Source organism: Streptomyces anulatus (assembly GCF_014650675.1).
Classification (GTDB): Bacteria; Actinomycetota; Actinomycetes; order Streptomycetales; family Streptomycetaceae; genus Streptomyces; species Streptomyces anulatus.
The window spans coordinates 234043-254216 of the sequence record NZ_BMVK01000006.1 but is presented as its reverse complement, the minus strand read 5'-3'; the positions used below and the strand labels follow the sequence as shown (position 1 = coordinate 254216).

The window sequence follows — 20174 nt, the reverse complement described above, 5'->3', positions numbered from 1 at the left end:
CGCACCGCGCCCCGACCGGCCCGCACCGTCTCACCGGGCCGCCCCCGACACCGCGTCCGTCCGCCCGCGGGCGGCCGGATCCCGAGCCGGACCACCGGCGTGCCCGTCGCCGCGCGGGGCAGCCCCGCAGTGCACCACGACCACCGCCACCAGGCCGAGGGCCAGGCCGAGCACGGTCCGGGTGCCGAACGGCTCCCCGAACATCAGGGCTCCCCAGACCGCCGTGACGGGGGCCATCAGGAACATGAGCGTGTTGACCGCGGTGACGCCCGAGCGCCTCAGGATCAGCCAGTACAGCCCGTACCCGCCGAAGGTGGACAGCACCACCAGCCAGCCGACCGCGCCCCAGAAGGCGAGCTCGGCGGGCGGCAGCGCGGTCCCCGTGCCGACGGCGAGCGCGGTGAAGATCACGGTGCTGGCGGCGCAGTGGACGGTCAGCGACACCGAAGGGGCCACCCGGGTGGCGGAACGGCTCTCCAGGAAGGTGGCCGCCACCAGCGACAGCATGCCGATGAACGGCAGGGCGTAGGCCCACCCGGCCACCCCGGCGGCGGCCGAGGCGTCGGCCGTCGTGACCACGACGACCCCGCTCACCCCCAGGCACAGGCCGAGCCACTGCCGGGCGGTGACGTGACTCCGCAGCAGCGGCCCTGCCAGCGCCCCCGCCACCAGGGGCTGGACCCCGTCGATCAGGGCCGTGGTGCCCGTGGAGACCCCGAGCTGGATCGCGTAGTAGACGGTCAGCAGATAGCCGCTCTGCGACAGCGCGCCGATTACGACCTGCCGGGCCACGTCCCGTACCCCCAGGCCCCGCCAGGAGGCCCGCGCGACGGTCACCGCGACCACGGCCAGGACGACCGTCAGCGGCAGGAACCGCCACATCAGGACCGTGAGGGCGGACGCGCCGCCGGCGCCGAGCTTGGCCCCGATGAACCCGGAACTCCAGCACAGGACGAAGGCGACCGGGAGCAGGACGTTCATGACGCACCTCGCTATACAGATCGGTATACCTGCTCTCGACTATACAGATCGGTATACTCGTGGCCATGGGCACTTCGGAGGAGTTGCGACGGATCACCATGACCCCTGCCGCGCGACGGGCCCTGACGGCCGCCGGGCGGCTCTTCTACGACCGGGGCATGCATGCCGTCGGGGTGGACCTGATCGCCGCCGAGGCCGGGGTGACCAAGAAGACCCTCTACGACCGATTCGGCTCCAAGGAGCAGATCGTCGTGGAGTACCTCGCCGACCGCGACGAACGCTGGCGTGCCTTCCTCGCCGAGCGCCTGGACGCCGCGCCGTCCGCGCCGCGCGCCCGGATCCGGGCCGTCTTCGACGCCTCGCGCGCCTGGATGTCGGACAACGGCTCCAAGGGCTGCAGCATGGTCAACGCGCATGCGGAGATCAGCGACCCGGCCCACCCGGCGCACGCGGTCATCACCGGCCAGAAGCAGTGGATGCTGGACCTGTTCACCCGGCTCGCCCGGGACGTCGAGGGCCTCGGTCCCGACGCCGCCGACCGGCTGGGCCGGACGCTCATGCTGCTGCACGAAGGGGCCTTGGTCGCCCACGGTCTGAAGGTCTTCCCCGACCCCGTCGCCCATGCCCGCGACGAGGCGGAAGCCCTGCTGGCCGAGGCGGCGGAACGCTGAGCCCGCACCCGGCTCCCGACGGCGGCCGGAGCGTCGGCGCCGCGCCCGGCCCCACCTGCGGGCGGGCGGCGGGACCCCAGGCACTACCCTCGTCCCGTGGAGCTCAAGAACATCCCGGACCCCGGTTTCTCCGACGACGACGGCTCGGCGTCCCCCGCCCTGACCAGCGCCCTGGACGCGTGGTCCCGCGACCGGAGCGCCGTCGGCCCGGTCCTCACGGCCCTGCGCGACGCCCGGCTCCTGGTCCCCGTCGTCGCCGTGCTCGGTGAGGTCGAGGAGGACGAGAACGGGCTCCGGCGTGAGAAGACCAGCGACATGGCCGTGCCCACCCTCCGGGCCGGCGACCGGCGCGCGCTCCCCGCCTTCACCTCGACCGCGGCGCTGGCGCTCTGGGACCCGGAGGCGCGCCCCGTCGCCGTACCGCTGCACCAGGCCCTCCAGGCCGCCGCCCACGAGAAGGCCGACACCGTCGTGCTGGACCTCGCCGGGCCCGTCGCCTTCGAGCTGAGCGGGCAGGCCCTCCTGGCCCTCGCCGAGAACCGCACCAGCACCGACCCGCTCCAGGACCCCGCCGTCATCGAGGCCGTACGGGAGGCCGTGGCCGCCGACCCCGCCGTGGTCCGCGCCCACCTCGGGCCCGGCAGCGCGGACGGCACCCTCGCGCTCGTCCTCGCCCCGGACGCCGTGCCCGCCGACGCGGCCCGCCGCATCGCCCACGCGCTGTCGGTCAGCGAGGTGCTGCGGGCCCGGCTGGTGAGCGGGCTCGACCTGGCCGTTCTCCCGGCCGGCACGGCCACACCGGGGGAGCCCCTCTTCGCCCGCTGACGTCCCGGGCCGTTCCGGGCCGGTCCCGGTCCGACGCGCGCGAAGCGCCCGCCGCCGTGAGAATTGTCGGGAATTCGGATAAATCCGACCAACCGATCAAGCTCGCGAGGTGGTTCCATGCAGAAGCGGATCGTGGCGTCAGAGTTCCTCGGCACCCTGCTGCTGGTGTTCTTCGCCGTGGGGTCCGCGGTGGTCGCCGTCGAGTACCTCGGCACGGTGGGCATCGCCCTCACCTTCGGCTTCACCCTCCTCGCACTGGCCTACGCGCTCGGCCCGATCTCCGGCTGCCATGTCAATCCCGCGGTGACGCTGGGCATGTATGTGGCCGGCCGGATCGACATCCGTACGGCCGTCGAGCGCTGGGTGGCCCAGTTCCTCGGCGCGATCGTCGGCTCGGCCCTGCTGTTCCTGCTGGCGAAGCAGATCCCGGGTCTGGAGACCAGCGGCGAGTTCGGCACCAACGGCTACGACGACCGGTCGGCCGTCGGCATCAACATCGGCGGCGCGTTCCTCGCCGAGGTGGTCCTGACGTTCCTGCTCGTCTACGTGGTCCTCGCGGTGACCCACAAGGTGGCGGTCACCGGCTTCGACGGGCTGCCCATCGGTCTGGCGCTCGCCGCGATCCACCTGGTGGGCATCCCGCTGACCGGCACGTCGGTCAACCCCGCGCGCAGCTTCGGCCCGGCGCTCTTCGCGGGCGGCGCCGCCCTCTCCCAGCTCTGGCTGTTCATCGTCGCGCCCCTGGTCGGCGGAGCGATCGCCGCCTACGCCCACCGGCTCACCCACCCCTACCCCAACGTCCTGCCCGCGGAGACCGAGGACGCCATCTGAGGAACCGCTCCGGCCGGCCGCACGCGCGGAAGCCCGCCGCCCCAAGGGGGGACGGCGGGCTTCCTGGCGTACGGGGAAGGGGCGGCGGCTAGCCGTAGACCGGGCCGGTGTACTTCTCGCCGGGGCCGTGGCCGGGCTCGTCCGGCACCAGCGAGGCCTCGCGGAAGGCGAGCTGGAGGGACTTCAGGCCGTCGCGCAGCGGCGAGGCGTGGAAGGTGCTGATCTCCGTGGCGCTCGCGTCCAGCAGCCCGGCCAGCGCCTGGACCAGCTTGCGGGCCTCGTCGAGGTCCTTGTGCTCCTCACCCTCCTCGGTGAGGCCGAGCTTCACGGCGGCTGCGCTCATCAGGTTGACGGCGACCGTCACGATCACCTCGACCGCGGGGACCTCCGCGATGTCGCGGGCCATGTCGTCGAAGCCGGGGTTCTCACTGCTGGGGGTCGCGTCACTCATGCCCACACGATAAGGCCAGGCCACCGCCCTCCCGCGCGCGGGAGCCCTTCGGGGCCGGACGGGGCGGACGGAGAGGCGATACCGGGGGAGACACAGGATTAGCGCGCCCGGGGCCGGGCTGCTAACCTTGTGTAACGACCGGCCGGACATCTATGTGCCCGGCCCACAAGTGGAGGCTCCGATCTCCCACCTGACCGTCCTCACCGGACGGCGGGTCACCGGTCAGACGGTCCCCATCGTTCCGTACGGACGATGGAGCCGTCCGATGCGCCCCGCGGTTGACCGCGGCGGTGTTCCGGTAGTTCCTGGAGCCCCGCCTGTGTCCCGTCCGGGGCATTTTTGCGGTTCCGGCTCGGTTGGTCTTGACGTTATAAGACGTTACGCGGCTGTCCGCCAGGCGGTCGCGTGGTGCTACCGAGGAGGATCCATCAGCGCCGAGCCCCGCATCAACGACCGGATTCGCGTTCCCGAGGTCCGACTTGTCGGTCCCAGCGGTGAGCAGGTCGGGATTGTTCCGCTTGCCAAGGCCCTGGAACTCGCACAGGAGTATGACCTCGACCTGGTCGAGGTGGCGGCGACAGCCCGTCCGCCCGTGTGCAAGCTCATGGACTACGGGAAGTTCAAGTACGAGTCGGCCATGAAGGCCCGTGAAGCGCGCAAGAACCAGGCGCACACGGTCATCAAGGAGATGAAGCTCCGGCCGAAGATCGACCCGCACGACTATGACACCAAGAAGGGTCACGTCGTCCGGTTCCTCAAGCAGGGCGACAAGGTCAAGATCACGATCATGTTCCGTGGTCGTGAGCAGTCCCGCCCCGAGCTGGGCTTCCGACTGCTCCAGCGTCTCGCTTCGGACGTGGAGGACCTGGGCTTCATCGAGTCCAACCCGAAGCAGGACGGCCGGAACATGATCATGGTTCTGGGCCCGCACAAGAAGAAGACCGAAGCCATGGCCGAGGCCCGTGAGGCCCAGGCCGCCCGCAAGGCCGAGCGTCAGGGCACGACCGACGCTCCGTCCGAGGGCGACACCGTCGAGGCTCCGGCCGAAGCGGTCGAGGCTCCGGCCGAGACACCTTCCGAGGCGTGACCTCAGGGGCTGCCATCCAGGCGGCCCCGGGTCCCCCCGGAATCCCATAGAGATCTGACGCCCCTGCAGTCCGGTGCCCCGCACCGTGAGGGGCGCCACTGACGAGGAGAGAACGGCGCGATGCCGAAGAACAAGACGCACAGCGGTGCCAGCAAGCGCTTCAAGATCACCGGCTCCGGCAAGGTGCTCCGCGAGAGGGCCGGCAAGCGCCACCTGCTCGAGCACAAGTCGTCCAAGAAGACCCGCTCGCTGACCGGCACGGTCGTCGTGGCTCCGGCCGACGCCAAGAAGATCAAGAAGCTTCTCGGCAAGTGAGGCTCGGCCTCCGGTTCGCCCCGGAGGCACGACCTCGATCACACCGGGACCAATTCGTTTCCGGGCCGTGTGAAGACACCCACGGCCCCGCTACAAGGAGTTAACAAGTGGCACGCGTCAAGCGGGCAGTCAACGCCCACAAGAAGCGCCGGGCAATTCTCGAAGCGGCCAAGGGCTACCGCGGTCAGCGTTCGCGCCTGTACCGCAAGGCCAAGGAGCAGGTCACCCACTCCCTGGTCTACAACTACAACGACCGCAAGAAGCGCAAGGGCGACTTCCGTCAGCTGTGGATCCAGCGCATCAACGCCGCTGCCCGCCAGAACGGCATGACGTACAACCGCCTCATCCAGGGTCTGAAGGCCGCCAACATCGAGGTGGACCGCAAGATCCTGGCCGAGCTGGCGGTCAACGACGCCAACGCGTTCGCCGCCCTCGTCGAGGTCGCTCAGAAGGCCCTCCCGAGCGACGTCAACGCCCCGAAGGCCGCCTGATCCAGGCACCCCCTTCCAGGTAAGCGAACCGGACCCGCAGGCGCACGCCGCCTGCGGGTCCGGTGCGTTGACCCACCCCGCCGACGACACCCCACACCGCCACAGCCGTACGCAGAGAGGCTCGCCGCCGACCATGGGCACCCCCGAACTGATCTCCCCGCGTTCCCCCCGAGTCGCCGCCGCCCGCCGGCTGGCCCGCCGCAACTTCCGCGGCAAGGAGCGCAGGTTCATCGCCGAGGGGCCGCAGGCCGTACGCGAGGCCGCCGCCCACCGGGGCGGCGACGGCGAGCCGACCCTCATCGAGCTGTTCGCCACCCCCGAGGCCGCCGACCGGTACGCCGACATCGTCGAGGCCGCCCACACCGCGGGCGCCCGGGTGCACCTGGCCGACGACGACGTCCTCGCCGACGTCTCCCAGACCGTCACCCCGCAGGGACTCATCGGCGTCTGCCGCTTCCTGGACACCCCGTTCGAGGAGATCCTCGCCGCGAAGCCCACCCTGGTGGCCGTTCTGGCCAACGTACGGGACCCCGGGAACGCCGGGACGGTACTGCGCTGCGCCGACGCGGCGGGCGCGGACGCGGTGATCCTGACCGACGCCTCGGTCGACCTCTACAACCCCAAGTCCGTACGGGCCTCGGTCGGTTCGCTCTACCACCTGCCCGTCGCCGTCGGCGTCCCCGTCGAGCAGGCCGTGCAGGGCCTCCGGGACGCCGGGGTGCGCATCCTCGCCGCCGACGGGGCCGGGGCCGACGACCTGGACGACGAGCTGGACGCGGGCACCATGGGCGGCCCCACCGCCTGGGTCTTCGGCAACGAGGCCTGGGGGCTCCCCGAGGAGACCCGCGCGCTCGCCGACGCCGTCGTCCGCGTCCCCATCCACGGCAAGGCGGAGAGCCTCAACCTCGCCACCGCCGCCGCCGTCTGCCTGTACGCCTCCGCCCGCGCGCAGCGCCCCCGGCGCGCCCCCGACGCGTAACACCGCGCCGCTCCCGGGGCCCGCCAGCACACGATCCCGGCCATTCCCGCGCCCCTCCCACCGGCGCACTCCCCTCCGCGCCCCCACAGGGTGTCGCCGGTTCACCGACGACTAGTAGGGTGACGAACTCGGGGGCCCACTGCACCGGTTCGAGAGGTGGGGATACGGGAAGATGGCTGTCGGCATGAGCTCGCCGCGACCGGCGCACACCACCGCACCGCGCGCTGCGGAAGAGAAGCCGGACGGGTCGGCGGCCGGTCCGGACGGCCTCGGCTCCGGCCTCGGCCAGGATGTCCCCGGTATCGACCCGGACGACCTTCCCGACGGTCTCGTCGTCGCCGACGAGAGCGGGCACGTCGTCTGCTTCAACGCCGCCGCCGCCCGGATCACCGCCACGTCCCGCGCCGACGCGATCGGCCGCCCCCTGGAGACCGCCCTCCCGCTGGAGGACCTCAAGGGGAAGCGCTGGTGGGCCCTGACCGACCCGTACGGCGGTCTCGCCACCCGCAACGGCCAGCCCGAGCGCAACCTGCTGCTGCCCGGCGGCCGTGAGGTGCTGGTCTCCGCCCGTTACGTACGCGAGCGGCCGACCGGACCGGTGCGCCGGGTCGTCGTGTCGCTGCGCGGGACCGAGGCCCGCCGGCGTACCGAACGCAGCCACGCCGAACTGATCGCCACCGTCGCCCACGAGCTGCGCTCCCCGCTGACCTCGGTCAAGGGGTTCACCGCCACCCTGCTCGCCAAGTGGGAGAGGTTCACCGACGACCAGAAGCGGCTGATGCTGGAGACCGTCGACGCGGACGCCGGCCGGGTCACCCGGCTCATCGCCGAGCTGCTCGACATCTCCCGCATCGACTCCGGCCGCCTGGAGCTGCGCCGCCAGCCCGTCGACATCACCGCCGCCGTCGCCCGCCACATCCAGGCCCTCACCGCGGGAGGCCAGGCGCCCGACCGCTTCCGCGTCCGGGCCCGGGGGCCCCTGCCCGACCTGTGGGCCGACCCCGACAAGGTCGACCAGGTCCTCGGCAACCTCCTGGAAAACGCGGTGCGCCACGGCGAGGGAACCGTCACCATTGAGATCGCCCCGGCACCCGCGCCGGGGGCGAACGACGAGACGGGAACGGCTGTCACCGTGAGCGACGAAGGCCCCGGCATCCCCGAGGAGTCGATGGGCCGTGTCTTCACCCGCTTCTGGCGGGGGAGCAAGCGCGGCGGCACCGGCCTGGGCCTCTACATCGTCAAGGGCATCGTCGAGGCCCACGGCGGCACCATCACCGTCGACCGGGGGCCCGGCGGCGGAGCCGAGTTCCGATTTATTCTGCCCGTGAGCATGCCCGCCTACCTGGTGTGAGCAGCCCGCGGGCGCCCCGACCGTCCTGCGGCCTTTAGACTCGACCTTTGGCACCTTTGCGTCCTGCGGTCGTCGAGCCGGGTCGCGCCACCAGCCAATCGGAAGCACGGGAAGAGATGTCGGCACCGAACAAGTCGTACGACCCAGTCGAGGTCGAGGCACTGAAACCGGAAGAGATCGAGCGCCTGCGGGACGAGGCGTTCGCCGCCTTCGCCGCCGCCGGCGACCTCGACGCGCTCGCCCAGGCGAAGACCGCGCACACCGGAGGTACCTCGCCGCTGTCCCTCGCCAACCGCGAGATCGGCGCCCTGCCCCCGCAGGCCAAGGCCGAGGCGGGCAAGCGCGTGGGCCAGGCCCGCGGAGCCGTCTCCAAGGCGCTCGCCGCCCGCCAGGCGGAGCTGGAGGCCGAGCGGGACGCCCGGGTGCTCGTCGAGGAGGCCGTGGACGTCACGCTGCCCTACGACCGCACCCCGGCCGGCGCCCGCCACCCCCTGACGACCATCATGGAGCGCGTCGCGGACGTCTTCGTGGCCATGGGCTACGAGATCGCCGAGGGCCCCGAGGTCGAGGCGGAGTGGTTCAACTTCGACGCCCTGAACTTCGTGCCCGACCACCCGGCCCGCCAGATGCAGGACACCTTCTTCGTGCAGGGCACCACGCCCGACGGCAAGGCGACCGAGGGCGACGAGTCCGGCGTCGTGCTGCGTACGCACACCTCGCCGGTCCAGGCCCGCTCGCTCCTGGAGCGCAAGCCCCCCGTCTACGTGGTCTGCCCCGGCCGGGTCTACCGCACCGACGAGCTGGACGCCACGCACACCCCGGTCTTCCACCAGATCGAGCTGCTCGCCGTCGACGAGGGCCTCACCATGGCCGACCTCAAGGGCACCCTCGACCACATGGTCCAGGCGCTCTTCGGGCCGGACATGAAGACCCGGCTGCGGCCGAACTTCTTCCCGTTCACCGAGCCGTCCGCCGAGATGGACATGGTCTGCTACGTCTGCCGCGGCGAGTCCGTCGGCAACCCGGACCGGCCCTGCCGCACCTGCGGCAGCGAGGGCTGGATCGAGCTCGGCGGCTGCGGCATGGTCAACCCCAAGGTGCTCATCGCCTGCGGCGTCGACCCCGAGAAGTACAGCGGATTCGCCTTCGGGTTCGGCATCGAACGGATGCTGATGTTCCGCCACAACGTCGAAGACATGCGAGACATGGTCGAGGGTGACGTCCGGTTCACCCGGCCGTTCGGGATGGAGATCTGATGCGCGTCCCGCTTTCCTGGCTGCGGGAGTACGTCGACCTGCCGGCGACGGAGACCGGCCGTGACGTCCAGGCCAAGCTCGTCTCCGTCGGCCTCGAGGTCGAGACCGTCGAGCAGATCGGTGCGGGCCTCAAGGGCCCCCTGGTCGTCGGACAGGTCCTGACCATCGAGGAGCTGGAGGGCTTCAAGAAGCCCATCCGCTTCTGCACGGTCGACGTCGGCACGGCCAACGGCACCGGCGAACCGCAGGAGATCGTCTGCGGCGCCCGTAACTTCTCGGTCGGCGACAAGGTCGTCGTGGTCCTCCCGGGCGCGGTCCTGCCCGGCGACTTCGCGATCGCCGCCCGCAAGACGTACGGCAAGACCTCGCACGGCATGATCTGCTCCACCGACGAGCTCGGCATGGGCGACGACGGCACGCACGGCATCATCGTGCTGCCGCCGGAGCACGAGGTCGGCACCGACGCGATCGAGCTGCTCCAGCTCATCGACGAGGTCCTCGACATCGCCGTCACCCCGGACCGGGGCTACTGCCTCTCGATGCGCGGTGTCGCCCGCGAGGCCGCCATCGCGTACGGGCTGCCGCTGCGTGACCCGGCGCTCCTGGACGTGCCCGCGCCGAACGCGTACGGCTACCCGGTCAAGATCAGTGACCCGATCGGCTGCGACCGGTTCACCGCGCGCACCGTCACCGGTCTCCAGCCGGAGGCACGCTCCCCGATCTGGATGCGGCGTCGCCTCCAGAAGGCCGGGATGCGGCCCATCTCGCTGGCCGTCGACATCACCAACTACGTGATGCTGGAGCTCGGTCAGCCCCTGCACGCCTACGACCGCACCCGGGTCGAGGGGACGATCGGCGTGCGCCGCGCCGCGCAGGGCGAGAAGCTCACCACGCTGGACGGCACCGTGCGCGTGCTGGACGCCGAGGACCTGGTCATCACCGACGACCGGGGGCCGATCGGCCTCGCGGGCGTCATGGGCGGCGCCAACACCGAGATCGCCGACGCGGACGGCGAGCACGCCCTCACCACCGAGGTCGTCATCGAGGCCGCGCACTTCGACGCGATCTCGATCGCCCGCACCGCGCGCCGCCACAAGCTGTCCTCCGAGGCGTCCAAGCGCTTCGAGCGCGGCGTCGACCCGCAGGCCGCCGCCGCTGCCGCGCAGCGCACGGTGGACCTGCTGGTCCTCCTCGCGGGTGGCACGGCCGAGGCCGGGGTCACCGAGATCACCTCCCCGTCGGCGCCGCGCACCATCGCGATGCCGGCGAACCACCCGGACAGGGTGGCCGGTGTGGAGTACGGCCGCGAGACCGTCGTCCGCCGCCTCCAGCAGGTCGGCTGCGACGTCTACGGGCAGGACGAGCTGATCGTCACGGTCCCGTCGTGGCGGCCCGACCTGAACGAGCCGAACGACCTCGCCGAAGAGGTCATCCGGCTGGAGGGCTACGAGAACCTGCCCTCCACCCTGCCGACGCCCCCCTCGGGCCGCGGTCTCACCGACCGCCAGCGGCTGCACCGCCGCATCGGCCGGGTGCTGGCCGGAGCCGGGTACGTCGAGGCGCTGAGCTACCCGTTCATCGGCGACGCGGTCCTGGACCAGCTGGGCCTGGAGGCGGACGACGCCCGTCGCCGCACGGTCAAGCTCGTCAACCCGATCTCCGACGAGGAGCCGGCGCTGCGCACCACGCTGCTGCCGGGCCTCCTCGGCGCCCTGCGGCGCAACGACGGCCGCGGCAGCCACGACCTGGCGCTCTTCGAGACCGGTCTGGTCTTCCGGCCGACCGGCGAGGAGACCGCGGCAGTCCGGCTCCCCGTCGACCGCCGTCCCACCGACGAGGAGATCGCCGGTCTGGACGCGGCCCTGCCGCGTCAGCCGCGCCGCGCCGCCGTCGTCCTCGCGGGCGCCCGCGAGCAGTCCGGCTGGTGGGGCAAGGGCACCCCGGCGACCTGGGCGGACGCGGTCGAGGCCGCCCGGTCCATCGCCGCGGAGGCCGGTGTGGAGGTCATCGTCCGCGCCGACCGGCACGCCCCGTGGCACCCGGGCCGCTGCGCCGCGCTGTACGTCACCGTGGACGGCGAGGAGACCCTCTTCGGACACGCGGGCGAACTGCACCCGCGCGTGATCAAGGCGCTCCACCTGCCCGAGCGGACCTGTGCCGCGGAGGTCGAGCTGGACGTGCTGGAGCGGGCCGTCGACGGGGCGCTCCGGGCGCCGGGGATCTCCACCTTCCCGGTGGCGACCCAGGACGTCGCGCTCGTCGTCGCCGGGGACGTCCCGGCCGCCGACGTGGAGCGGGCACTGCGCGAGGGCGCGGGTGAACTCCTCGAATCGCTGCGGCTGTTCGACGTCTTCACCGGCGAGCAGATCGGCGGGGGCAACAAGTCCCTGGCGTACGCGCTGCGCTTCCGCGCCGCCGACCGCACGCTGACCGTCGAGGAGGCGTCGGCCGCCCGCGACAGCGCGGTGGCCCTGGCCGCCGAGCGTACGGGCGCGGTGCTGCGCGGGGCGTAGCCCGTGCCACGGCGTTGAGAAGGGGCGTATCCGGCCACCGGATACGCCCCTTCTCCATCCCGCCGAGCGGCGGAGGGACCACACGCCGGACCAGGAGCAGGAACCGGGAGGAACGCGGTTCCGGCCTCCGTTCCGCAGCCACCCTCCTTCGTCGTCGGTCAGTGGGCCGTGCGGTCCGGGCGCCGTCCGCGCTGCCTCGGAGTGTCGGGCAGGTCAGCAGCGCGGACGGCGCGGGTGCGGGTCGTTGGCCGTTACGAGGGGGAGCCGACGACCCGGCCGCCTCTTGCGAGGGAGCTCATTCAACCGAGCCCGGGAGCCGCGCGGCAGAGCGCACAGCAGGAGGGTTCGGGCATTCCGTTCACACCCCGTGTGAATCGTGCTCCACTAGGCTCATTGCGACACGCACCTGGGGGGACGATGGAGCCCAATGTCCTGCTCGAAGCCCTGATCGAGGAGGCCGGTGTGTCCCGTGCGGGCCTCGCCGGTCACGTCAACCGGGCGGGCCAGACCCGCGGGCTGAGCCTGCGGTACGAACACACGGCGGTCTCCCGCTGGCTCAAGGGCCAGCGCCCGCGCGGGCAGGTGCCCGACCTGATCTGCGAGGTGCTGGCCGGGCGTCTGGGGCGGGCCGTCGGGCTCGACGACGTCGGGATGGGCGCCTTCGCCGGGCCGGGGGCGGACACCGGCGCCGAGGGCGCCTCCCTCTCCGGGTTCGTCGAGCGGGCCACCGCCCTGTGGCGCTCCGACGAACAGCGGCGCCCGCACCTGGCCACCGTGCCCGCCGTCACCGGCACTCCGGCGGTGATGCCGGTCTGGGAGTGGGAGAACCCCCCGGAGGACACCGACGTATCGCGGCCGGGACCGGGCCGGGTCGGTCCTGCCGACATAGCGATGCTCAAGTCGGCCCGCGACCACTACGAGCAGATGTACCGCAAGACGGGCGGCATCGCGACCAGGTCCCGGATCGTCCGCTTCCTCAACGCGGAGGCCGCGCCGCTGCTGCGCGGCGGCTACAGCGACGCCCTGGGCCGGAGCCTGCACCGGGCGACGGCGGGACTGGTGGCGGTGGCGGGCATCTGCGCCTACGACTCCGACGCCCATGGACTCGCCCAGCGCTACTTCCACCAGGCGCTGCGGCTCGCCAAGGCCAGCGGCGACCGGGGGCTCGGCGGCTATGTGATCGCCCTGCTGGTCACCCAGTCGCTGTTCCTCGGCGACCACCGCCGTTCCATCGCCTTCGCCGAGGCCGCGCTGCGGGCCGCCGGCGATCACATCACCCCCGCCCTCGCCGCCGACCTGCACGCCATGCAGGCCAAGGCGTACGCCCGGCTCGGCGACGCGGCGAGCGCCCGGGCCTGCATCGGGCGGGCCGAGGCCCAGGCGGGCCGGATCCACACCGGCCGGGAGCCGGACGAGACGGGGTACGTCCAGCCGGGCCTGGTCGACGTCCAGGTGGCGGAGGCGCTGCTCGGTCTCGGGGACCTGCCCGCCGCCCGGGAGCACGCGGCCTCCGCCGTGCGCGCCCCGGCGCACGACCGGGGGCGCGTGCACCGTCTCGCGATGTTGAGTCATATCGAACTGCTTCAGGGCGAGCCCGACCGCGCGGCCGGTACAGCTGCCGAAATGGCGATGAGGGCCCGGGGAATGGAGTCCCAGCGGCTGCGCGACCGGCTGCGGCAGGTCCGGCGCGAACTGGCCGCGAGCGGCTGCTCCGACGCGGTGGGGACCACCGACCTCATCGACGAGGCGCTCCGCGTGCCTCTGTGAGCTCTGCCGACGCCCCGTCGTTCGTTCCCCCTGACAACCGAGCCTGCTGGCATGTTGACCCCAACATGTCGAAAGGCGGCAGAACCGTGCAGTGGACGAACTTAAGCGAACAGAATGTGTATCAGAACCCGTGGTTCCGGGTGAATCTGGCGGACGTCCAGCTCCCCGACGGCAGCCACCTCGACCACTTCGTCATCCGGTTGCGACCCGTCGCGGCCGCCACCGTCGTCAACGAGGCGAACGAGGTGCTGCTGCTCTGGCGACACCGGTTCATCACCGACAGCTGGGGGTGGGAACTGGCCGCGGGCGTCGTCGAGGACGGCGAGGACATCGCCGCGGCGGCCGCCCGCGAGATGGAGGAGGAGACCGGCTGGCGCCCCGGCGAGCTGCGCCCGCTGCTCACCGTGGAACCGTCGAACGGCCTCACCGACGCCCGCCACCACCTGTACTGGTCCGACGAGGCGCACTGGACCGGCCCCCCGCAGGACGGCTTCGAGTCCTCGCGCCGCGAGTGGATACCGCTCAAGGTGGTCCCGGACATGATCGCCCGGGGCGAGGTGCCCGCCGCGAACATGGCGGCGGCCCTGCTGATGCTGCACCACCTGAGACTGGGCTGACCCGGCCCCGTACCGGCGTCCTGTACACGCGAGGAGCCGGCCCCGGGGTGACCGGGACCGGCTCCTGACAGCGATACGAAAGGGGAGGTTCAGGCGTACGGGTAGAAGCCCGAGCCGGTCTTGCGGCCGAGGCGGCCCGCGTCGACCATCCGCTGGAGCAGCGGGGGAGCGGCGTACAGCGGCTCCTTGTACTCGGCGTACAACTGGTCGGCGCCGCGTACATCCCTGTGACCTGCGCTTTCGTCGGTTGCGAGGCGGCTTTGCCAGCGCCAGGGACTTTCCAGGGACTTTCGATCCTGCATCAGACGAGCCATGTGTCCATCGCGGCCAGCCCGCGCCAGGCATGAAGTGAGCGTAGTAGTCGAGCGTGACCTTCGGGGAGGAATGCCCCAGCCAGGTCGCCACGCTCACGATGGACTCGCCGGCTTCCAACTGCACGCTCGCGAAGGTGTGGCGCAGGACGTGGAACATGTCCGGCCGTGAGCGCTCGTAGACGGGGTGGAGTCGGACGCGGGAACCGTAACTCTCCGCCTTCTCGCCGACCTGGCGCAGGACCCCTGCGGCTACGAGAGCGGGCTTCCAGCTGCGCTCGTTCCAAGTCCCGGGAGTGATACGAAGTCCGTGGGAGGTGCTCAGCACGAGTCGCACGGTGATCGGCTTGCGCTGACGCTCTTCCAACTCGGTCGCCGGCGTCTCAGGATTACGCCACGGCAGGGTGCACTCGACCGGTGGGAAGAGCTGGAAGTGGAGCCGAACGCGGCGGGCGAGGTTCGGGGGAAGGGGAACATCACGGGTCTTTCGGCCCTTGGGGAGGCAGAAGTACGGCCGCCCTTTCCCGTCCCAGCGGAGCTGGCGCCGTATGTGGACCCCCTCCGCCCCGTAGTCGAAGTCCTCTTCCGCGAGGCCGAGCGCCTCGCCTTGGCGAACTCCGAGTGCGAGCCCGAGGTCCACGGCGATTCGGTACCGCTCCTGTAGTCCGTCCCGCACCGCGTCGACCGTGGTTCGAGACCACGCTTTCGCCTTCTTGCCGACCGGCTTGGGCCGCTTGATCGATCGGTGGGCAGCGACGGGGCTCTTCAGCAGGCGCTTGTCATCAACTGCGGCATTCAGGATGGTGGTGAGGTGTATCCATATGATCTCGGCAGAAGACTCCTCGACTCGAGAGAGCAGGTCGGCCCTGAACCGGCGAAGGGCCGAGGCGTCGATCTCGCGCAGAGGATACGAGCCGAGCAGGGGAATCAGGTGGTTCCAGATCCGGCTCCGCATGGGGCCCGCAGTTGACGGCTCATCCGTTCGACTGGGCCACCAGTGGTCGGTGATGTAATCGGCGAGCAAGATGGCACCATTCCGTGGGTCGACGAAGTCGCCCCTGCTGGAGTCCGTCTGAGCCTCAGCGAGCCAGCGCTTGGCGTCTTCGCTTGTTTCGAAGGACCTGTCCTGAATACCAGGAATGCCCTTGACTCGGTACCGCTTCCCCTTCCCCCACATGGAAGTACGCTCGCGCTTGCCGGTCGCCTTGTCCGGCCTCTTCTTGAGCCAACGATCCTCGATGTAGCCTGCCATGAGGGCCTCCTACCTGTGCTAATGATGCGTTCCGGGTGCTTGACGGTGTTGGGAACGCTTCTTCGCGACAGGTCATATCCCGCTGTGGCAGTAGGAATTGATGTCGGTTTGGAGTCGATGCTCTGTGCTGCCGTGGACGTCACGATGTGCGACGCAGCGGCTTGCAGTTCAGCGGATTCAAGGCAGGATTCGATCGAGAGTCCGCCATTTCCTGCCGGTCCACCCACTCGTCAAGCGCGGAAATCCTGTACATCACGCGTCGGCCCATCTGGAAGCTGGGCGGCCCTTGTCGGCGATGGCGCCACACGTAGAGGTTGTTGGGAGAGATGCCGAGATAGACCACCGCCTTGTGCAATGTGAGGAATGCCATTTCCGGCATGCAGTTCTTGCTCTCGTCCATGGTGCGCACCTGCCTGTCGAATCGACCGACTGCAAGAGTCCCTGACGAGTCACGGTTTGGGCGTACCGTGCTTTTGTGGTAAGCGGGGGTCTCATATTTCTAGTTCGATGCGGTTCACATGCTTCGCCCAGGCGGCGAGCAAAGTCCTGCCCAGCATCGTTACGCCTGGGCCCTGGCGAACTCAGCCGTTTTCCGCGCCTTGGATCGCCGCCGGCCGCTCGGCCACGGAGGAGACCGGCGGGTCGTTCCACCTGGGCACCGGCGATGCCCAGCCACAGCCCGTCCGCGCGCAGGGCGGCGGGGCTGTTGCGGACGTCGGGGTACTCGGGCTGCCCTGCCGCGGCGCGCGTCTCGCGCTCGGCGTTGGGATCGAAGCCGGGCCGGAGCTCCTGGAACACCTTCCGGTAGTCCAGCCCGCGCGTGAGCACTGCTGTGAACGCGTGTGCGCTGATACATCCCCAGCCAGTCCGCCCACGTCCCATACTCCCGTGTCGCGTCCATCAGACGCTCACCGACGTCGAAGACCACCGCACGAATCATGGGGCGTTCATATTTGTCGGCCGAAACCTGGCCCGACGCGCGGGCCGCCCCCCCGGTGGGAGACGGCCGCCGGAACGAACTGGCGCTCAGGACGACACGCAGCATCGGGCCGTCCTTGAGCCAAGTCCGTTCCCGTGGCTGAGAGGGGAACACCCCGGCCCTGGCCTACCGATGCCGCCAGATCTGCCGGAGCTTCAGGACCTCCCGCGCCCAGTGGGCCGCCAGCTCCTCTTCGGGGATCCGCGGACGGTGGAGGCTGAACCGGACGTGCGGATACAGCCAGTGCTGCGAGATGTCCGCACTCGCCATCAGCGTGGTCAGCAACGGCTCATCCTGTGGCGTGTCCCGGTCGACCGCGACAAGGAGTTCACCCTGGTCATCGGGGTGTAGATGGGGCAGCGGCTCCTTCAGCCGCGCTCGCAGGTCTCCCCAGGTCAGAACCGCACCTCCTGCGCGAGCGGCGTCCATCAGGACCTCACGGGCCGGAGCGGCCAGCCGCTCGATCGCCGCGAGAGACAACCGTTCTGGCCGCGATGAAGCCTGGCCAGCGACGGCGCCGGGACGCCGTCTGGACGTACGGTCCGGCGCGGCCTCACGAAGGGCCGTAGTTCGCTCTCTGAGCGATCGTTGCCGCAGACGCGCTTCCCAACGCACGAGGCGCTTTTCATCCGCTGAGGGTAGGGGTGCGTCCATCTTGTGCCGCAGTTCTCGCACCGTGTCGAGTACGAGCCCGATCTCCGACACCGTCGCCGTGCTACGGGCCATGTCCAATTTCGTGAACAACTGCCTGATCGCCTTCAGCACGGGCACGGTTTCGGGGCGTGACCGGTGCGCGCCGCACCAAGCTTTGACTTCTCGCATGAACGGAGTGAACCGCTCCCGGTCCTCCGGAGAGAGGTGGCGTGCGTACAGCGGGCCGGCGAGTCTGCGCGCGGCTTCGACCGACTCGAGGTCGTCTGCCTCCCGCGCTGCCTCGATCTCGCTGACCAGCCAGGTGAAATCGGCGAGTGCCACATTCTGATCGCTGCCGTTGTCCTTCAACCTCTCCGCTTTTACCCCCGCCGGGGCAGGCTGGGCCGATTGCTCCGCGGCCGTCTGCGCAGCGTGCAAACGATGTTCGAGATCGCTGAAGCTGTCTGAGAGGTCCTGCGTCAGCGCTTCGGAAGACAGCTGGCGAAGGGCGTTGACATGTTCCAGGGCGCTCCGGAGCCGCGCCGCTTCCCTGGGATCGCCAGGGGAGGGCAAGGTCTCGAAGACTGTGCGCATGGATTCAAGCGCTTCCTCGGACTCCCGTGCCTTGATCCAGGTGCGCATCTCGTCGCTCAGGACTCGTGCCCGCAGCTTCGTCTGTGCGGACGCCTTGCTGCCGGCGAGAGCAATCGCCTCCCTCTCGATGCGGCGTACAGAGGTGACGTCCCCGGACGCCTTGGCTGCGATGAAGGATTCACTCATTCGCGGCAGAAGCGATGCCGACTGATCCGTGCTGTGCGCCGCCTCGAGATGTTCGGTCGGAGGAGACTCGGGCCGCTCCGGCGGGTGAGGGGCGGCAGGTGGTGCGGGAGTAGAAGGATGAACGGCTGAAGCTTGAAGCGCAGAGGCTTGGCCGACCAAGTCTTCAAGATTGCGCAGCAACTGCCTGCTGGTCTCGCGCCATCGGCGGAGTGCGTGGGCGTCTTTGCAGGCGTCGGTGTAGTGATGGAGATGGGTCTCCCCAGCTTTGAGGGAAGTGGTGAGGCGTGCCGCCCGATCTCCTTCCCCACGAGCTGCGATTTGGCGCACCTCCTCGATCTTCTCGCGCAGGAGCCGCAGCTTCTGGTTCGCGTCTTCCCGATTGGCTTCATTCGGCAGACGCGTGGTAATGGGGGAGACGGAGGGAGATTCCGCCTTCAGGGGCGAGGTGTTGCGATGCTCGTAGGAGGTGTGGATCCGGCGAATCGCTTCCGTACTCCATCGCTGAAGCTCGGCTTCAGACACGGGGGCATCGATACCGAGGGCCCGTAGAACCGCACTCAGGTAAGGCAACTTCTTCTGCCCTCCGGGTGTCAGGACCAGGACGCTCAGGGGCACCGCGTTCTCGCTCACCGGGTGATCTGCTTCCACGAGCAGATTGCGCAGTGAGTTGTCAGAGAGATGACGCAGCCCAGGGTCGATCCGTTGGGCGAGTTGTTGCCATGTGGTCGTACCGCCCCGACGTGCGACCATGACTAACCCTTTACGGAGAGCCGTCGCCTGCCGACTGCGTACACCACCTCTTATTTGTTGTGCAGAAGCGGCAGGGGGCCTCTCCTCGCTGGCTTGCCGCTGCGCGGGGGCGGGCGCAGAGACAGGCGCGTCGAGCGCGACGCTCGGGCGCCACAATCCGGTGCGCTCCGCGTCCAGGCCGTTCAGCTGCGTTACCACGTCGGCTCGGATCGCCCAGTAAGCCTGCGCGGTCCCGATGGGGTCGGTGAGCAGGAGACGTACGGCACCGGAGAGCTGGTAGACGAAGTCGTCGGACGGCGGCGGCGTGTCGGCGGGGAGTGAGAGCAGTCCCCGGATGATCCGTTTGGCGGTGGGCTTCAAGTAACCGGCGTAGAGACGGCGGCCCTTCTCCTCGAACGGCGAATTTGTTGGTTCCGCTGCCTCGCCGTCGACAGCGAAAACGATTTGGGCTCCGGTCATGGGGAGACTCGTGGGGAGCGGGGCGTTGCGCATACCGCCGACACGTATCTTTCCGGCGGAACGCAGATTTTCCAGGGCCGGGGTCACCATGCCGTCTCTGGTCATCCGGCACGTGGCGAGAGGTTCCCACACGACCGGCCGGTCCGCGGTGACGGTTCCGATGAGAACCCGCCGGTCGGTCCCCTTCGTCTCACATCGCACCCGCAGCGCGTATCCCTGGCGCGCGACCATGTCGTGGGTGATCGTGCTCTCTGGTCCGAAGACCCACTCCACATGTCCTTCGCGGGCACCCAGGCTCTCAGCGGCCTTGCGCCACCTTCGGTAGTCCTCGGGCCGGAGCTCGAAGCGCAGGTGTTGCTCCGTCGCCCGCAGCCAGAAATCGACGGCGTCGCCAGGTCCCGTGCCAAGGGTGCGGAGAGATGCTTCGGCTGCGTGGCCCTGTCCGGTGAGCCAGTTCTTCACGTGCTGCTTGATGAACAGGTGGTCGGCGCCGTCGGCACCTTCGGAGGTCCTGTGGCACTCGGCGCTGGTGCCGTAGCGGTCCGGGTGGTGGGCGAAGTGGCAGACCTTGGTCTCGTACCTCTTGGTCATCAGCTTCTCGCCGCAGCCGCCCAGGAGCGTGCCGCACCAGAAGTTCGTCTGGCCGTACTGACGGCGGAACTCGTCGAGGTTGTGTGCCTCCTCAGGGAGGATCACGGGGCGATCGCCGTCCTTGCCGCCCATGACCGCTGTCTGTATGAGTCGGGTGTCGATCTGGGGCATCTGCGTTCCTCCGGCGGCAGCTCGTGCGGTTCGTGGAGATCAGGGCGGTCGTCGCGAGAGCACGTGTGGTACGGCGTCGGGAAGCCCGTACCACCTGGTCCCGGCGGCGGCCT

The 20174-nt window shown here is 70.2% G+C and carries 16 protein-coding genes and 2 pseudogenes; 12 read left to right on the top strand and 6 right to left on the bottom strand.

Going from position 1 to position 20174, the window contains the following annotated elements:
• Positions 1 to 30: 30 nt before the first annotated feature.
• Positions 31 to 981 (bottom strand): DMT family transporter, encoded by a 951-nt coding sequence (locus tag IE272_RS17585; RefSeq protein WP_190007237.1) that lies wholly within the window; start codon positions 979 to 981, stop codon positions 31 to 33.
• A 65-nt stretch (positions 982 to 1046) separates the two neighbouring features.
• Here IE272_RS17585 and IE272_RS17580 point away from each other — a divergent pair, with 65 nt between their 5' ends.
• The 3 genes from IE272_RS17580 (at position 1047) to IE272_RS17570 (ending at position 3308) form a co-directional block, all read left to right on the top strand.
• Entirely contained in the window at positions 1047 to 1652 is a 606-nt protein-coding gene (locus IE272_RS17580) for a TetR/AcrR family transcriptional regulator (protein ID WP_190007236.1), read from the top strand.
• A 96-nt stretch (positions 1653 to 1748) separates the two neighbouring features.
• Positions 1749 to 2477 carry an SseB family protein gene (locus IE272_RS17575; RefSeq protein ID WP_056703151.1) on the top strand — a complete coding sequence of 243 codons (729 nt, stop codon included), beginning with the start codon at positions 1749 to 1751 and terminating at the stop codon, positions 2475 to 2477.
• Between the two features lie 117 nt (positions 2478 to 2594).
• Positions 2595 to 3308 carry an MIP family channel protein gene (locus IE272_RS17570; RefSeq protein WP_050359455.1) on the top strand — a complete coding sequence of 238 codons (714 nt, stop codon included), beginning with the start codon at positions 2595 to 2597 and terminating at the stop codon, positions 3306 to 3308.
• A gap of 88 nt (positions 3309 to 3396) precedes the next feature.
• Here IE272_RS17570 and IE272_RS17565 read toward each other — a convergent pair whose 3' ends face one another.
• Positions 3397 to 3759 carry a DUF1844 domain-containing protein gene (locus IE272_RS17565; RefSeq protein WP_018959482.1) on the bottom strand — a complete coding sequence of 121 codons (363 nt, stop codon included), beginning with the start codon at positions 3757 to 3759 and terminating at the stop codon, positions 3397 to 3399.
• 370 nt (positions 3760 to 4129) lie between these two features.
• Here IE272_RS17565 and infC point away from each other — a divergent pair, with 370 nt between their 5' ends.
• From infC to IE272_RS17520, 9 genes are all read left to right on the top strand, one after another.
• Positions 4130 to 4846 carry a translation initiation factor IF-3 gene (gene infC / locus IE272_RS17560; protein WP_190007303.1) on the top strand — a complete coding sequence of 239 codons (717 nt, stop codon included), beginning with the start codon at positions 4130 to 4132 and terminating at the stop codon, positions 4844 to 4846.
• A gap of 120 nt (positions 4847 to 4966) precedes the next feature.
• On the top strand, positions 4967 to 5161 hold the full coding sequence (gene rpmI / locus IE272_RS17555; protein WP_003970213.1) for a 50S ribosomal protein L35: 195 nt from the start codon (positions 4967 to 4969) through the stop codon (positions 5159 to 5161).
• Between the two features lie 107 nt (positions 5162 to 5268).
• The gene (gene rplT, locus IE272_RS17550; RefSeq protein ID WP_007457565.1) at positions 5269 to 5652 is read left to right on the top strand and encodes a 50S ribosomal protein L20; all 384 of its coding nucleotides are present in this window, start codon (positions 5269 to 5271) and stop codon (positions 5650 to 5652) included.
• Between the two features lie 133 nt (positions 5653 to 5785).
• On the top strand, positions 5786 to 6631 hold the full coding sequence (locus IE272_RS17545) for a TrmH family RNA methyltransferase (RefSeq protein ID WP_050359454.1): 846 nt from the start codon (positions 5786 to 5788) through the stop codon (positions 6629 to 6631).
• 172 nt (positions 6632 to 6803) lie between these two features.
• Entirely contained in the window at positions 6804 to 7982 is a 1179-nt protein-coding gene (locus IE272_RS17540) for a sensor histidine kinase (protein ID WP_050359453.1), read from the top strand.
• Between the two features lie 116 nt (positions 7983 to 8098).
• The gene (pheS, locus tag IE272_RS17535) at positions 8099 to 9238 is read left to right on the top strand and encodes a phenylalanine--tRNA ligase subunit alpha (RefSeq protein WP_050359452.1); all 1140 of its coding nucleotides are present in this window, start codon (positions 8099 to 8101) and stop codon (positions 9236 to 9238) included.
• Positions 9238 to 11751 (top strand): phenylalanine--tRNA ligase subunit beta, encoded by a 2514-nt coding sequence (gene pheT / locus IE272_RS17530; RefSeq protein WP_190007235.1) that lies wholly within the window; start codon positions 9238 to 9240, stop codon positions 11749 to 11751. The genes pheS and pheT overlap by 1 nt, the downstream gene beginning before the upstream one ends.
• A 417-nt stretch (positions 11752 to 12168) precedes the next feature.
• A complete protein-coding gene (locus IE272_RS17525) occupies positions 12169 to 13518 on the top strand; it encodes an NsdA family TPR-like regulatory protein (RefSeq protein WP_190007234.1) in 1350 nt (449 codons plus the stop codon).
• Between the two features lie 86 nt (positions 13519 to 13604).
• Positions 13605 to 14135 carry an NUDIX domain-containing protein gene (locus IE272_RS17520; protein ID WP_032793900.1) on the top strand — a complete coding sequence of 177 codons (531 nt, stop codon included), beginning with the start codon at positions 13605 to 13607 and terminating at the stop codon, positions 14133 to 14135.
• An 89-nt stretch (positions 14136 to 14224) separates the two neighbouring features.
• On the opposite strand, the pseudogene IE272_RS17515 reads toward IE272_RS17520, so the two are convergent.
• From IE272_RS17515 to IE272_RS17505, 4 genes and pseudogenes are all read right to left on the bottom strand, one after another.
• A pseudogene (locus IE272_RS17515) lies at positions 14225 to 14347 on the bottom strand (3-hydroxyacyl-CoA dehydrogenase family protein); the annotation flags it as partial.
• 1490 nt (positions 14348 to 15837) lie between these two features.
• Entirely contained in the window at positions 15838 to 16098 is a 261-nt protein-coding gene (locus tag IE272_RS17510; RefSeq protein WP_229897334.1) for a helix-turn-helix transcriptional regulator, read from the bottom strand.
• A 224-nt stretch (positions 16099 to 16322) separates the two neighbouring features.
• Positions 16323 to 16638 (bottom strand): annotated as a pseudogene (locus tag IE272_RS38730) (haloacid dehalogenase); the annotation flags it as partial.
• 165 nt (positions 16639 to 16803) lie between these two features.
• Positions 16804 to 20061 (bottom strand): hypothetical protein, encoded by a 3258-nt coding sequence (locus IE272_RS17505; RefSeq protein ID WP_190007233.1) that lies wholly within the window; start codon positions 20059 to 20061, stop codon positions 16804 to 16806.
• Positions 20062 to 20174 lie beyond the last annotated feature (113 nt).

Excerpts from the sequence above, each read along its gene's own strand:
- pheS (WP_050359452.1), top strand. The coding sequence starts at position 8,099 with ATGTCGGCACCGAACAAGTCGTACGACCCAGTCGAGGTCGAGGCACTG.
- IE272_RS17540 (WP_050359453.1), top strand. The coding sequence starts at position 6,804 with ATGGCTGTCGGCATGAGCTCGCCGCGACCGGCGCACACCACCGCACCG.
- IE272_RS17585 (WP_190007237.1), bottom strand. The coding sequence starts at position 981 with ATGAACGTCCTGCTCCCGGTCGCCTTCGTCCTGTGCTGGAGTTCCGGG.
- IE272_RS17570 (WP_050359455.1), top strand. The coding sequence starts at position 2,595 with ATGCAGAAGCGGATCGTGGCGTCAGAGTTCCTCGGCACCCTGCTGCTG.
- IE272_RS17545 (WP_050359454.1), top strand. The coding sequence starts at position 5,786 with ATGGGCACCCCCGAACTGATCTCCCCGCGTTCCCCCCGAGTCGCCGCC.
- pheT (WP_190007235.1), top strand. The coding sequence starts at position 9,238 with ATGCGCGTCCCGCTTTCCTGGCTGCGGGAGTACGTCGACCTGCCGGCG.
- IE272_RS17510 (WP_229897334.1), bottom strand. The coding sequence starts at position 16,098 with ATGGACGAGAGCAAGAACTGCATGCCGGAAATGGCATTCCTCACATTG.
- IE272_RS17580 (WP_190007236.1), top strand. The coding sequence starts at position 1,047 with ATGGGCACTTCGGAGGAGTTGCGACGGATCACCATGACCCCTGCCGCG.
- IE272_RS17565 (WP_018959482.1), bottom strand. The coding sequence starts at position 3,759 with ATGAGTGACGCGACCCCCAGCAGTGAGAACCCCGGCTTCGACGACATG.
- IE272_RS17505 (WP_190007233.1), bottom strand. The coding sequence starts at position 20,061 with ATGCCCCAGATCGACACCCGACTCATACAGACAGCGGTCATGGGCGGC.
- IE272_RS17525 (WP_190007234.1), top strand. The coding sequence starts at position 12,169 with ATGGAGCCCAATGTCCTGCTCGAAGCCCTGATCGAGGAGGCCGGTGTG.
- rpmI (WP_003970213.1), top strand. The coding sequence starts at position 4,967 with ATGCCGAAGAACAAGACGCACAGCGGTGCCAGCAAGCGCTTCAAGATC.